This is a genomic window from Halomonas sp. R57-5 (assembly GCF_900070345.1).
Classification (GTDB): Bacteria; Pseudomonadota; Gammaproteobacteria; order Pseudomonadales; family Halomonadaceae; genus Vreelandella; species Vreelandella ventosae_B.
Window position 1 is genome coordinate 2,238,068 of the sequence record NZ_LN813019.1, and the last position, 12,908, is coordinate 2,250,975.

Below are 12,908 nucleotides of genomic sequence, written 5' to 3' on the forward strand. Positions count from 1 at the left end.
CGCCCTCGCGTAAACCTGCCCTGGCACGGGTGTCTTGCAGACCAGCAGCGAATTAGTTTATTTGGAGAGTTTGGGTGCCCTATAAGTACGAAACCAGTGGCCCGGCGATTTACCGGGAGTCGTTTGCGATTATTCGCAGTGAAGCCGAGCTTGGCCGCTTTTCAGTGGAAGAAGAGACCGTGGCGGTGCGCATGATTCACGCCGCCGGGCTGGTGGAGTTGGCCGCGCATATTCATTTTCAAAACGACGTGGTCAATCGCGCCCGCGCCGCCTTGGAGCAGGGCGCACCGATTCTCTGCGATGCCCGCATGGTCTCGGAAGGCATCACCCGCAAGCGGCTGCCCGCTGACAACGAGGTCATCTGCACCCTCAACGATGAGCGCACGCCCGGCCTCGCCCAGGAAATGGCCAATACCCGCTCGGCGGCGGCGCTGGAACTGTGGCGGCCACACCTGGAAGGCGCCGTGGTCGCCATTGGCAATGCACCCACCGCGCTGTTTCATCTGCTCAATATGTTCGAAGACCCGGCGTGCCCGCGCCCAGCGGCGATTATCGGCTGCCCGGTAGGCTTTGTCGGCGCGGCGGAATCCAAAGAAGCGCTGTTGGCTAACCCGGCGCTGCCCAGCTGTATCGTCCGCGGTCGCCTGGGCGGCAGCGCCGTGACGGTTGCGGCCATCAACGCCATGGCGGATCGCATCGAATGACCCAGGGAACGGTATACGGCGTTGGGCTGGGCCCCGGCAGCCAAGACTTGATGAGCGTGCGCGCCGACCGCCTGATACGCGGGGCGACCCACGTGGCGTATTTTCGTAAAAAGGGCCGCTGCGGCCATGCGCGCACTATCGTGGAGGGCATGATCCCGCCCGGCGCCATCGAACTGCCCATGGAATACCCGGTTACCACGGAAATTCCCTTCGACGACCCGCGCTACAATGAGCTGCTGGCGGCTTTCTACGAACGCAGTGTGGCCCAGCTCATCGAGATGGCAGAGGCCGGGTGCGATGTGGTGGTGCTCTGCGAAGGCGACCCGTTCTTCTACGGCTCCTTTATGCACCTCTACACGCGGCTGCTAAACCGCGTGCCGGTCTCGGTAGTGCCGGGTATTACCGGCATGTCAGCGGCGTGGACGGCCACTGGGCAGCCCATTACCTGGGGCGATGACATCATGACCGTGCTGATGGCCACGCTACCCGAAGAGGCATTGGCCGAGCGCATCGCCCAGACCGATGCGCTGGTGGTGATGAAGATTGGCCGCAACCTGGCCAAGTTACGCCGGGCCCTGGTTCACGCTGGCCGCGAAGGCGAAGCCTGGCTGATCGAGTACGCCGCCATGTCGCAACAACGGGTATTGCCGCTGGCGGACGTGGGCGAGAGCGTGCCGTACTTCTCGATTGTGCTGATCCATGGCCACGGGAGGCGGCCATGAGCGGCTGGCTGAAAATCGTCGGCCTGGGGCCGGGCTCAGAGGCCATGATTACCCCCGAGGTAACCGCTGCGCTTCAGGAAGCCACCGACGTGGTGGGCTATGTGCCCTACGTTAACCGGGTTGCGCCACGTGATGGATTAGTCCGCCACGGCTCGGATAACCGCGAAGAGATCCGCCGGGCGGAGCAGGCGCTACAGTTGGCGCTTGAAGGCCATAGGGTCGTGGTGGTGTCTTCCGGCGACCCCGGCGTCTTTGCCATGGCCGCTGCGGTGTTCGAGGCGCTGGAAGCGGGCGATGCACAGTGGCGCACGCTGGATATTCAGGTACTGCCGGGCATTTCCGCCATGCTGGCCGCCAGCGCAAGCGTCGGCGCGCCACTGGGGCACGACTTCTGCTGCATTAATCTATCCGACAACTTGAAGCCTTGGGCGCTGATTGAAAAGCGCCTGCTCCTGGCTGCTGAGGCCGACTTCGCTATGGCGTTTTACAACCCGCGCTCCAAGGCGCGCCCGGCGGGCTTTGAGCGCACCTTGGGCGTACTGCGGGAAGCCTGCGGGCTGGATAGGCTGATCATCTTTGCCCGGGCGGTGTCCACGCCGGAAGAGTCGATTCGCGTCACCACCCTAGGCGAGGCGACGCCGGACATGGCCGATATGCGCACCCTGGTGATTGTCGGTTCCCAGCAGACGCGCTTGATCGAGCGAGCAGGGTCACCGCTGGTTTATACACCGCGCTCCGCTGATTAAGTGTGGTCGCTGATCCAGCTAAAAACGTCATCGATGCGATGAACTTCGTGGCGGGGTGGCAGTGCTGGCCGCTCGATCATCACAATGGGCAGGCCGAGGGTTCTTGCCGCGGTGAGTTTAGACGCGGCCCCTTCGCCGCCAGCGTTTTTACACACGATGTGCTGGATGCGCTGGGTTTCCAGCAGGGCGAGATCGCCTTCCAGTGTAAAGGGGCCTCTATCGATCACGGTGCTGACATCGGCCAGTGGTAACGGGCTGGTAGGCCGGTCAACCAAACGCAGCACGTAATGGTGCTGGGGCTCAGCGGCAAAAGCGCTTAGGTGCATTCGCCCAATGGCGAGCAACACCCGCTGGGGCGGGCCAGCCAGGGCGCTAACCGCCTCATCAATACTTGCCACGCTTTGCCACTGGTCACCGGTAACTGGCTGCCATGCAGGCCGGGTAAGAGCAACGGCCTTTACGCCGCACTGTGCCGCTGCGGCTAACACGTTGCTACTCATCTGCGCGGCAAAAGGGTGGGTGGCATCAACAATGTGGGTAATGCGCTCCTGGGCTAAAAACGTGGCTAGCCCATTAACGCCGCCGAAACCGCCAATGCGGGTTGGCAGCGGCTGGGGTTTAGGCGTGGCAACACGTCCCGCATAGCTGAAAATGGCGGGAAGCCCGCGCTTGGCAACCGCACTGGCCAGAGCGCTGGCCTCCGAGGTTCCCCCGAGAATTAGGATCTTGTTCATGGTTGAGGTTAACAACACTCCCTGGCTGACCCTGTTAGGTTGGGGGGAGGGTGGCACACAGGAACTAACGGCGGCAAGCCGCGCCGCACTGGAAAGTGTCGAGGTAGTGTTCGGCGCGCGCCGCCACCTACGCCTTTTGCCGCCCCTAAACGCCGAGGTGATTGAGTGGCCGGTGCCCTTTGCCGATGGCATTCCTGAACTGCTCAATCAGCGCGGCCGCGGGGTGGTCATGCTGGTCTCAAACGACCCGTTCTGGTTTGGGGCGGGCAGCACACTGGCGCAGCATCTCAACGCTGATGAGTGGATGGCACTACCAGCGCCTTCCACCTTCAGTCTGGCAGCCTCCCGCCTAGGCTGGCCGCTGGAGCGCTGCACCTGCCTGGGCCTGCACGCCAAACCGCTGACCCGCATTCGACCTTACTTGCATGCCGGTAGGCGTTTGCTGGTACTGGTAAGAGACGGTGCGGCGGTGGCCGAACTCGCCTCTCTGGTTAGCCGATTCGGCTTTGCGGCTTCCCAGCTAACGGTGCTGGAAGCCCTGGGCGGCGATAACGAGCGCATTCGCCATTGTCATGCCGACGCCAGTTTGCCCCAGGATATTGCCCATCCGGTCGCGGTGGGGGTGGAAGTAGCAGGCAGCGGCCCCGCCTTGCCGCTGACGCCCGGCCTGCCAGATCATTTTTATGACCACGATGGACAGATCACCAAGCAGGCCATTCGCGCCATCACCCTGTCGGCTCTAGCCCCCATGCCCGGCGAGTGCCTATGGGATATCGGCACCGGGTCGGGCTCTATCGCCATTGAGTGGCTGCTCGCTCACCCGGATAATCAAGCGGTAGGTGTCGAGCAAAACGCAGAACGGGCAGCACGGGCGCGCCGCAATGCAGAGAACCTGGGTGTTGACTGGCTTGAGGTAAAAGAGGGCAGCGCGCTGGAAGCGCTAAACGATACGCCGCTGCCGGATGCGGTGTTTATCGGCGGCGGGCTATCTCAAGCGCTGTTAGACGATTTATGGCAGCGCTTGCCCGAAGGCGTGCGTGTCGTCGCCAATGCCGTCACCCTGGAATCCGAAGCGCTGCTGGCGCACTGGCAACAAAAAGCAGGTGGTGAACTGCTGCGTCTGGAACTTGCCAACGCCACCCCCATCGGCACCCGGCGAGGCTGGAAGGCCAGCTACCCGATTGTTCAGTGGCGGGGCGTTCGATGACAGCACAGGGATTGAGGGTAGCGGGATTTGGCTTTCGCAGTGAGGCCACGCTTGCTTCGCTCGGTCAGGCGTTGGATCAACTTATCGACCAGTATGGTGCTATCGAGAAGCTGGCGGCGGCTCGCTCGATGCTGCCGTTAGTTGAAGAGCTGGGACGAATGCGCAACATTGAAGTCATCGCCGTGGCGGACGCTGAGCTACCGACAGTTACAACGCTGACTCATTCTGCGCATAGTTTGCAGGCGCGTGGCACGGGCAGCGTGGCCGAGGCCGTGGCGCTGTTAGCGGCGGGCCCTGTGGCGACGTTGCTAGGGCCAAGAGTAATCTCAGCGGATAGGCAGGCCACCGCCGCCCTGGCGTTGTCAGAAGTACCAGAAGGAATCACAGAATGACCGTACACTTCATTGGCGCAGGCCCCGGCGCACCGGATCTGCTTACCCTGCGCGGGCGCGACCTGATCGCCGCCTGCCCGGTGTGCCTGTACGCGGGTTCATTAGTGCCGGAGGAAATCCTCGAACACTGCCCGGCTGGGGCGCGGGTGATCAACACCGCGCCGCTATCGCTGGATGACATCATGCAGGAGATCAGCCGCGCCCACGCCGAAAGCCAGGATGTCGCCCGGCTGCATTCGGGGGATCTATCGGTATGGTCAGCCATGGGCGAGCAGCTGCGCCGCCTGCGCGAGCTGGATATTCCCTACAGCATTACCCCAGGTGTGCCAGCCTTCGCGGCAGCCTCGGCAACCCTAGGTCAGGAGCTGACGCTGCCCGGTGTCGCCCAGTCGGTAGTGCTCACCCGCACGCCGGGCCGGGCCAGCGCCATGCCCAGCGACGAGACGCTTGCCAATTTCGCCCGCACCGGCGCCACGCTGGCTATTCATCTCTCGATCCATAATCTTGCCCAGGTAGTGGAAAGCCTGACGCCTTACTACGGTGAGCAGTGCCCGGTGGCGATTGTGTGGCGGGCAAGTTGGCCCGATGAGCGGGTAGTGCGTGGGCGGCTAGCCAGCATAGAAGCGCTGATCGATGACACCATGCAGCGCACCGCGCTAATTCTGGTCGGGCCGGTGCTTGAGAGCGACGACTTCCAGGAGAGCAGCCTCTACGCCGTGGGTTACGACCGACGCTTTCGCCCCCAATCGGCGGATTCGCCTTTTGCCACGGCAAGCCAAGACCAAGAGAGCGAGTCATGATCACGCTGTCGCTCATAGGCATCGGCACCGGCAACCTTGACCACGTCACCCTGGCCGCCGTGCGCGCCCTCAATAACGCTGATTTGATTCTGCTGCCCCGAAAGGGCGAGGCCAAGTCGGATCTTATCGATCTACGCCGCTTGCTCTGCGAACGGCTGCTGGAAGCGCCGGTGACCACTAAGATCGTCGAGTTCGATCTGCCTAGTCGTGATGGCCGCAATGACTACCTTGGCGCGGTGGACGACTGGCACGCAGCCATCGCCGGCGTCTGGGCGCAGCAAATCGATGAACATCTACCCAACGGTGGGCGGGTCGGGATGCTAGTGTGGGGCGACCCCTCGCTTTACGACAGCAGCCTGCGCATTACTCAGCGGCTAAGCGCTGCGGGTAAGCAGGTCGATGTAGAGGTAGTGCCAGGCATCACCAGCCTGCAAGTGCTCACCGCTGAACATAAAATCCCGTTAAATGCCCTTGCCGAGCCGGTACACATCACCACCGGCCGCCGCCTCCGCGAGCGCGGCTGGCCAAGCGATGCCGCCACGGTAGCGGTAATGCTCGATAGCGGTGGCGCCTTCACTACGCTGCCACCTGAAGATACCTACATTTGGTGGGGCGCCTACCTGGGCATGGATAAACAGTGCTTGATCAAAGGCTGGCTTAGCGACGTCGGCGACCAGATCATCCAGCGCCGGGCGGAGCTGCGCGACACCCACGGGTGGATAATGGATATTTACCTGCTAGCCAGACAGCCTCTGCTATAGTGCTGGTATTAATATGGAATGATTTTCCATAAAATGGTGCTACTGACCAACTAGTATTTGAGGAATAGCCATGAGCTTTTACGTTTATCTATCCGGCGAGATCCATACCGACTGGCGCGAAGAAATCCAGCGCGGCGCCGAGGCCGCGGGCCTGGATATCGTGTTTACCGCACCAGTCACCGACCACGCCGCCTCTGACGCTGCCGGCGACCACCTGGGCAAGCCGGAAAATGGCTTCTGGCGTGACCACCAGTCATCCAAGATCAACGCCATCCGCACCCGCACAATGATCGAACAGGCCGACCTGGTCGTCGTACGCTTCGGCGACAAATACAAGCAATGGAACGCCGCCTTCGATGCAGGCTACTGCGCAGCGCTGGCCAAGCCCTACATCACCCTGCACAGCGAAGACATCGTCCACCCGCTGAAAGAAGTGGATGCCGGAGCTAACGCCTGGTGCACCACGACGGATCAAGTCGTTGAGACTCTGCGCTACGTTCTGAAAGCGTAAAGCCAAGGCGCCTCCCACAAACCCAACCACAGCATTAGTGGTGTTGATCCGGTGTTGTGGGAGGGCGCTTCAGTGCGCGAAGACCCCGCCCCATAAACAATCCACCCCAATAGAGTGCCAGGACACTATTGCGAATGTACTTCGCTTACCACGCACTATAAACCCCTTAAAATCAAACGATTGCACACTTTTAGCGCGGCGTAACGCTTGGCGAGGAACGAGCCAAAAGGCACCCGCGAAGGCAGCGCCAGCTGCCCAAAGCCCCCGCCAGTACTTTTTTCTGCAAACCCACAAGACCTAATTAAATTACTATGAATAGAGTAGGGTTAGATCAGCAAGTGCGTACGTGAATTTTGGATATACAGCCGAACGGTTGTTAATATATCTTAAAGATCAGATAGTTAGGGGTGTTTCGGCGCGCGATAAGAATGTTGAATAGTGCAGCGCATTCATTCAATATCAGAACGGGCAGTTTAATCACGTTAACCTAGCTAGTTAATCGAGAAATATATGCAGGAAAAGAAAATTGCGCTGCAAGTCGTTGAGGAAGCCCTGAAAGAGCTAGAGTCATCCAAAGGCTCCATCCTTTCTGCAATCCAAAAACTGCAAAGAGCCTCGTCCATTGTTGGAGATGACGAGAAAAGACTGTGGTGTTCCATTCAGCTTGCTGATGCTATATATGTGGGGCCGCTAAAAGATCTTGCTGATTTTTTGGTAGAGCATCAAGATCCTTCTACTAGCGAATATCAAGAAGGACTTTCAAAGCACATTAAGGCTTTGGGAAAGCTTGGCCTCATCCACGAAGTTCATTTTACGAATGAAGAATTAAACATAAAACTAAATAGCGCAGGTGGTGGATATGCCAACATTGGATTTGTCGAAGAGCGTTATGCTGACCTTGTAAGGCAAAAGAGTGGAAATGATGGTACGTACTATAAGAGTCCATTAAACAATCACTTGAATTTTGTAAAAAAGAAAGCTCACGAGCTTGCCTCTCTTCTCTACAAGCAGCTTAAATTTTCTGGAACTGTTAGTAATTGTTTCGACTTGTTAAAAAATGCTGTAGACGACAAGCTACTAGACTTGAATCCTGTCATAGCTGAGCAGCTTATGCTTGCATTCAAATCTGTATCAACTGGAAAAGAAGAAGAATGGTCTCAAGCGCTTACTACTTGTCGCAGACTCATTGAGGGATTAGCTGACCAGCTTTATCCTGCTACGAATGACAAGGATAAGGGTAGGTCGCTAGGGCAAGCTCAATATGTGAATAGAATCTGGTTCTTTATGGACACGTCTATAGAGTCCAAAAGCAATAGAGAGCTTGCAAAGGCTCATGTGGATTTCATGGGTTCATGGCTGGAGAATATAAATAAAATTTCCAATAAAGGTGTACATGCAGAACTAGGTCAGCTCGAAGCCACCAAGGCAGTTTTTCATACCTACCTAATGATTGCAGATATTTTAGATTATTTAGAAGAAAAACCACAACCAAACAATAAGAAAGATATTAATCTGGCTACTATCGACGAACTTGAAGCTCTTTTAGGTGTAAATAGAAATATAGCAAAAGAAATTTTCAAGCATAGAATAAAAGAAGGTGGTTTGGACTGTGCTTCTCTTGCCAAAGTTGGAGGTGTCGGCCCTAAGATAATTCAAAAAATAAAGCAAGAGTTTATCATTGAGGATTGATTGTATAATAAATGCGTCAAAATCGACGCTCGTACCTCGCGTGATTTATGCGGGCATTAGTGCTATAGGAGAAATATTTTTKAGTACCAATGAAAGCGTCATTGTTTTTATGCGGTTCGTTAAAGAAAAGCATCGCGAATTATGCGAATCTTTAGACCGATTAGTCAATTCATTAGTTGGGGAAAATGCCTCGCAGAAAGCTAAAATTTCTGAAGAAACGCTTAAAACTGCCCAAGATCTTCAATCCACAATTTCAAAGTCGGATCGACCAGACTGGTTATCTGGATTAATTCAAGGATTAAATCATTTCCACAATAAATCTTGGAATCAGCAACACTTAATAAAGCACTTAATAGATAATCTGTCAAAGATAAAGGAGCATAGATGGCAGTTTGAAAATTCTAATGAGAAACCTTTTGACTTTGATTCTATCTACGAATACTATAAATCTGAAAGTCGTCTTCCTGAGTTGTTTGATGAAATTATAAGTATACTTGAAGAAATACAGTCTAGCGGCGAAATAGACAGCTTAACTATGATGAAGTCTCTGGGCAAGGTTATTTCAACATTGAAGCAAAATCGCGATGGATCTTACTTTTCTTTGAATAGCGCTTGGGACTTTCTAGTGTCATTCCTTAAAAACTACATGTGGAATGAGCTATCTAGGTTACCTGTTCTCGGAGCTTCTATGGAAGCATTAGAGAAAACCATCAAAGAAACAAATGAAGAAATGTTTAAGGTTCATAGCGCTATAGAAAAAGAAATGAAAACTGTAGTGGAGTCGGAAATCAAAGGGCTTAAAGGGAAGTCTGATTTTTCTTTTGTAAGTTATGATCGTACTGGCCTTACACTAAATGATAACAAAGAATTCAAGGAAATTGACCATAAGGTGTAGCACTAACAAGGCGGTGTAGTCGTTAACTTTGGTTACAGGGGCGCAAACATGTGGGCGGCTCCGCTATTTTTKTACACATGTTTGCGCCCCTAGGCTAGGCATTGACAATCAAATGAACCTCGTCATCCAAAAGAAATATCCGACTGTGGCATCGCAGCATGCGCGGTGCTTGCAGGCATTATCTATGCTCAGGTGAAAGAGACAGCAAACCCCCTGGGTATTTAAGCCGAAGACACAGCGCTTTGGTCAGACAATAAGCACGTTCGTAAGCTCTTATGTGCGTTGGGTATAACATTTGCACACACGGAGGCGCCATTCGACACCTGGGAAAGCCTGCCAGACAAAGCGTTTTTAGCAATCAAATGGCGCATGGAGCAGGGCTGGCCTTTCTGGCATCGGGTTGTATTTTTTAGGAGTGAGTAGGATGCCGTGGTGCTGGATTCAAAAAAAAGATTTGAAAAAACACCTGTCGTGACTTAGGGCGTATCAAATCCAAGTGGTTCATTCGTGTAGATTAAGGCTTGGTGGCTATTATTGTCTACGCACTTGCGTTTGATTGCCTTCTGCCTTATCCAGAAGCACCGGGTCGCTACCCGCAAGATAAATATCATTTCAAAGCGCTGCAGTTATTCTATAAATTCAAATTATTCAAGGCGATCCATCGATATTATGACGAGAAAAACACTAGGTTTGAAGGCGAAAAGAGAGATAGATGCCAAGCCCGCCGACGACGTTGAAGATCAATTCCCTAATGATCCCGAAAAACGTTTTCTAAATGGCGTCGCTATTCATCCTTCCCCACGCATTTATTTAGAGCCTGGCTCTCAGCAGCGTACTGTGCGGGCGATGGATCTGATTACGCCCATTGGGATGGGGCAGCGAGGGTTGATTGTGGCGCCGCCGGGCTCTGGCAAAACGACGATGTTAAAACATATCTGTCAGGCCGTAGCAGAAGCTCATCCTGACATAAAGCTGTATGCCTTGCTGATTGATGAGCGCCCGGAAGAAGTGACCGATTTTAAGCGCAGTGTATCGGCAGAAGTACATGCATCGTCTTCAGATGAAAGCTACACACACCATGTGCGTATGGCCGATAAGCTTCTTGAGACGGCGCGTAGGCAAGCAGGCGACGGCCATAATGTGATGATTGTGATCGATTCTTTGACCAGACTCTCGCGCGTTCATAATGCCGAGCAGCGAGGTAATGGTCGCACTATGTCGGGTGGGCTGGATAGCCGAGCGATGGAAATACCCCGGAAATTGTTTGGCGCCGCGAGAAAGATCGAAAACGGCGGATCGCTCACCATTCTGGCCACCGTGCTGGTGGATACGGGAAGCCGTATGGATCAGGTGATTTTCGAGGAGTTCAAGGGCACGGGCAATATGGAACTGGTGTTATCCCGGGATGTGGCCAATCAACGGATTTTCCCTGCAATCGATATTGCCAAAAGCAGTACCCGTCGCGAAGAGCTTTTGATTGATGCAAAAGATATTGAAAAAGTAAGAACATTGCGTAGAGGTTTGACAACGCTTAAGCCAGTAGAAGGCGCGCAGAAGTTACTTGAGTTATTGGATAAATATCCCACTAATGCCGAGCTATTAGATGCGTTTTTGCCAGATTCGTGAAATATAGATAATAAAGAAGCCCACCCTTTTAAAAGGTGAGCTTCTTGGGTAAGTTTTAACGATTACTTTTTACTGAAATTCAAGTTTGATTCAGGCACTGCTTTTCGAACCGGAAAACCTGCAATCTCTTTGCGCTCAATAATACTTTTTAAGCGCCTTTCAATGGCACAAAGGTTTTTAAAGTCACTCATGTCGACTAAAGAGATGGCTTCCCCTGAGGCGCCCGCGCGGCCGGTTCGGCCAATGCGGTGGATGTACTCTTCTGGCTTAAAGGGTAAATCATAATTCACCACACGGCTCAGTTCGCCAATATCCAAACCTCGCGCGGCAACCCCCGTGGCGACCAAGTACTTTAATTCGCCGGTTTTGAACTGAGCCAGAATCTTTTCGCGCATCGCTTGGCTTCTATCGCCATGAATGGAATCCGCAGTGATGCCGCGTTTTTCCAGTTGAGCAACAAGCTTGGCTGCATTGTGTTTTTTCTCGGTAAAAATAAGCGCCTGATCCCACTTTTGTTCGTTGATCAAGTGGCTCAACAAGGCGGATTTCGTGTCTTTATCGACGGTGATGAGCCATTGTTTGACATTAGCGGCGGCGCGGACGTTGGGAGAAATGGATATTTCAGCCGCCAGATCGGTCATCTGACGATCCGAAAAATCGTAGGCGAGGGCGCGAACGTCGTCTGTGATGGTGGCCGAAAACAGTAGGTTCTGACGGTCTTCAGGCAGGCGATCTATGATTTTATGGATATCGTCGGCAAACCCCATGTCGACCATTCTGTCCGCTTCGTCCAGTACCATGACTTTAAGTTCGTCAAAATGCAGCGCACGCTGATGCGCCAAATCGAGCAATCTGCCCGGGGTGGCGACCAGAATATCCACCCCTTTGATCAGGCGTTCTTTTTGAGCTTCGGTATCCACACCGCCATACACCGCCATCGAGGTTAGGTGCGTGTGTTTAGCGTATTGAGCCACATTGGCTTCGMCCTGAACCGCTAGCTCACGGGKCGGCACGAGAATCAGCGCACGTATCCGCTTGCCACGTAACGTGCCCGCGTTACTGAATCGCTCTAGCAGAGGAAGAACAAATGCAGCGGTTTTACCTGTGCCTGTTTGTGCGGTGGCGATTAAGTCGTTACCCGAGAGAATGGCAGGAATCGCTTGTTCCTGAATGGGCGTTGGCGTGTTGTAACCTAGTTCGGTAATCGCTTGAACAAGAGGACTGGATAATCCTAGTTTTGAAAATGGCATTAGGAGCTCTGACCGATGGTCGTAAGGTGTGTCGAAAATGAAAAATGATGCAGTATAGCGTAAAAGCAGCCGCTCGTTGCTCGAACAGGGCAATTAGCTTCATAGTGCTGAGGCGGCTTTTGTGATGAAATTAAAGGCATTCATTAAATGAATGGTAAGTGATGCTTTATAGTACGCTAATATTGGTCAGAATTAGCTTTAAAATTGGAGAGATAACATGGGCGATATAGGATTCATTTTTGGAATTATGGGAATGTCGATGGGCATCTTGGGGTTTGTTTTTGGCATCATTTCATTTTCTAAAGTTGTTAAGCTAGAGAAGAAATTGGCGAAAGTGGAGTCTCAGGGTAATTGAAGTTAGATCGTGAGTGAGCGAAATAAAAATTCAATTAAATTCAATTATTTAGGTCGTTTCGCGCTTGTTCCTTGCACCATTTATAGCAAACGTTAATCAATATGCAAATGAACCCCGTCATTCAAGAAGAAAGATCCGGCTGTGGCATCGCATCATGCGCTGCTCTTGCGGGCATTAGCTATGCACAGGCGAAAGAGACAGCCAACGCCATGGGTATCTATGCCGAAGACACAGCGCTTTGGTCAGACACCGAGTACGTCCGTAAGCTCTTGCGTGCTTTGGGGATCACGGCTGCCCCTACGGAGACGCCATTTGATACCTGGGAGAGCCTTCCAGATAAAGCACTGTTGGCGATCAAATGGCGCATGGAGCAGGGCAGACCTTTCTGGCATTGGGTGGTGTTTGCTAGAAGCGAGCGGGAAACCGTGGTGTTGGATTCCAAGAAAGCCTTGAAAACAAACACCCGTCGTGACTTCGGGCGCATCAAGCCCAAGTGGTTCATCCGTGTAGTTTAAG

15 protein-coding genes are annotated in these 12,908 nt (G+C 53.7%); 13 read left to right on the top strand and 2 right to left on the bottom strand.

Annotated elements, in window-relative coordinates:
* The first annotated feature begins 74 nt into the window (after positions 1-74).
* From HALO_RS10195 to cobJ, 3 genes are read left to right on the top strand one after another with little or no spacing between them, the layout of a single operon-like run.
* Positions 75-704 (top strand): precorrin-8X methylmutase, encoded by a 630-nt coding sequence (locus HALO_RS10195; protein ID WP_035580010.1) that lies wholly within the window; start codon positions 75-77, stop codon positions 702-704.
* Positions 701-1,426, top strand: a complete 726-nt coding sequence (gene cobI, locus HALO_RS10200) for a precorrin-2 C(20)-methyltransferase (RefSeq protein ID WP_035580007.1) — start codon at positions 701-703, stop codon at positions 1,424-1,426. The genes HALO_RS10195 and cobI overlap by 4 nt, the downstream gene beginning before the upstream one ends.
* On the top strand, positions 1,423-2,172 hold the full coding sequence (cobJ, locus tag HALO_RS10205) for a precorrin-3B C(17)-methyltransferase (RefSeq protein ID WP_035580004.1): 750 nt from the start codon (positions 1,423-1,425) through the stop codon (positions 2,170-2,172). Before cobI ends, cobJ begins: the two co-directional genes overlap by 4 nt.
* Here the strand turns inward: cobJ and HALO_RS10210 are convergent.
* Complete coding sequence (locus tag HALO_RS10210) at positions 2,169-2,906, bottom strand: cobalt-precorrin-6A reductase (protein ID WP_050713391.1); 738 nt, start codon at positions 2,904-2,906, stop codon at positions 2,169-2,171. The two genes, cobJ and HALO_RS10210, sit on opposite strands and share 4 nt — an antisense overlap.
* Here HALO_RS10210 and HALO_RS10215 point away from each other — a divergent pair.
* The 8 genes from HALO_RS10215 (at position 2,905) to rho (ending at position 10,787) form a co-directional block, all read left to right on the top strand.
* On the top strand, positions 2,905-4,113 hold the full coding sequence (locus HALO_RS10215) for a bifunctional cobalt-precorrin-7 (C(5))-methyltransferase/cobalt-precorrin-6B (C(15))-methyltransferase (RefSeq protein ID WP_050713392.1): 1,209 nt from the start codon (positions 2,905-2,907) through the stop codon (positions 4,111-4,113). The genes HALO_RS10210 and HALO_RS10215 overlap by 2 nt on opposite strands.
* Positions 4,110-4,505, top strand: a complete 396-nt coding sequence (locus HALO_RS10220; protein WP_035579998.1) for a cobalamin biosynthesis protein — start codon at positions 4,110-4,112, stop codon at positions 4,503-4,505. The genes HALO_RS10215 and HALO_RS10220 overlap by 4 nt, the downstream gene beginning before the upstream one ends.
* Positions 4,502-5,305, top strand: coding sequence for a precorrin-4 C(11)-methyltransferase (gene cobM / locus HALO_RS10225; RefSeq protein WP_035579995.1), 804 nt, complete (start codon positions 4,502-4,504; stop codon positions 5,303-5,305). Before HALO_RS10220 ends, cobM begins: the two co-directional genes overlap by 4 nt.
* Positions 5,302-6,066: a precorrin-6A synthase (deacetylating) gene (gene cobF, locus HALO_RS10230; RefSeq protein ID WP_035579992.1), complete on the top strand. Its 765-nt coding sequence runs from the start codon at positions 5,302-5,304 to the stop codon at positions 6,064-6,066. Before cobM ends, cobF begins: the two co-directional genes overlap by 4 nt.
* Positions 6,067-6,136: 70 nt before the next feature.
* Positions 6,137-6,577 (top strand): YtoQ family protein, encoded by a 441-nt coding sequence (locus tag HALO_RS10235; RefSeq protein WP_035579989.1) that lies wholly within the window; start codon positions 6,137-6,139, stop codon positions 6,575-6,577.
* A gap of 510 nt (positions 6,578-7,087) precedes the next feature.
* Positions 7,088-8,266, top strand: a complete 1,179-nt coding sequence (locus HALO_RS10240) for a ComEA family DNA-binding protein (protein ID WP_035579986.1) — start codon at positions 7,088-7,090, stop codon at positions 8,264-8,266.
* Positions 8,267-8,306: 40 nt separating this feature from the next.
* Entirely contained in the window at positions 8,307-9,161 is an 855-nt protein-coding gene (locus HALO_RS10245) for a hypothetical protein (protein ID WP_197671992.1), read from the top strand.
* Between the two features lie 669 nt (positions 9,162-9,830).
* Positions 9,831-10,787 carry a transcription termination factor Rho gene (rho, locus tag HALO_RS10255; RefSeq protein ID WP_050713393.1) on the top strand — a complete coding sequence of 319 codons (957 nt, stop codon included), beginning with the start codon at positions 9,831-9,833 and terminating at the stop codon, positions 10,785-10,787.
* 62 nt (positions 10,788-10,849) lie between these two features.
* Here rho and HALO_RS10260 read toward each other — a convergent pair whose 3' ends face one another.
* Positions 10,850-12,037, bottom strand: coding sequence for a DEAD/DEAH box helicase (locus HALO_RS10260; protein WP_050713394.1), 1,188 nt, complete (start codon positions 12,035-12,037; stop codon positions 10,850-10,852).
* Positions 12,038-12,254: 217 nt separating this feature from the next.
* Between HALO_RS10260 and HALO_RS23210 the strand changes: the two genes are divergently transcribed.
* Complete coding sequence (locus HALO_RS23210; RefSeq protein WP_169331552.1) at positions 12,255-12,392, top strand: hypothetical protein; 138 nt, start codon at positions 12,255-12,257, stop codon at positions 12,390-12,392.
* A gap of 107 nt (positions 12,393-12,499) precedes the next feature.
* Entirely contained in the window at positions 12,500-12,907 is a 408-nt protein-coding gene (locus HALO_RS10265; RefSeq protein ID WP_035583440.1) for a hypothetical protein, read from the top strand.
* Position 12,908: the final 1 nt, after the last annotated feature.

Excerpts from the sequence above, each read along its gene's own strand:
- rho (WP_050713393.1), top strand. The coding sequence starts at position 9,831 with ATGACGAGAAAAACACTAGGTTTGAAGGCGAAAAGAGAGATAGATGCC.
- HALO_RS23210 (WP_169331552.1), top strand. The coding sequence starts at position 12,255 with ATGGGCGATATAGGATTCATTTTTGGAATTATGGGAATGTCGATGGGC.
- cobJ (WP_035580004.1), top strand. The coding sequence starts at position 1,423 with ATGAGCGGCTGGCTGAAAATCGTCGGCCTGGGGCCGGGCTCAGAGGCC.
- HALO_RS10220 (WP_035579998.1), top strand. The coding sequence starts at position 4,110 with ATGACAGCACAGGGATTGAGGGTAGCGGGATTTGGCTTTCGCAGTGAG.
- HALO_RS10215 (WP_050713392.1), top strand. The coding sequence starts at position 2,905 with ATGGTTGAGGTTAACAACACTCCCTGGCTGACCCTGTTAGGTTGGGGG.
- HALO_RS10265 (WP_035583440.1), top strand. The coding sequence starts at position 12,500 with ATGAACCCCGTCATTCAAGAAGAAAGATCCGGCTGTGGCATCGCATCA.
- cobF (WP_035579992.1), top strand. The coding sequence starts at position 5,302 with ATGATCACGCTGTCGCTCATAGGCATCGGCACCGGCAACCTTGACCAC.
- HALO_RS10240 (WP_035579986.1), top strand. The coding sequence starts at position 7,088 with ATGCAGGAAAAGAAAATTGCGCTGCAAGTCGTTGAGGAAGCCCTGAAA.
- HALO_RS10235 (WP_035579989.1), top strand. The coding sequence starts at position 6,137 with ATGAGCTTTTACGTTTATCTATCCGGCGAGATCCATACCGACTGGCGC.
- cobM (WP_035579995.1), top strand. The coding sequence starts at position 4,502 with ATGACCGTACACTTCATTGGCGCAGGCCCCGGCGCACCGGATCTGCTT.
- cobI (WP_035580007.1), top strand. The coding sequence starts at position 701 with ATGACCCAGGGAACGGTATACGGCGTTGGGCTGGGCCCCGGCAGCCAA.
- HALO_RS10210 (WP_050713391.1), bottom strand. The coding sequence starts at position 2,906 with ATGAACAAGATCCTAATTCTCGGGGGAACCTCGGAGGCCAGCGCTCTG.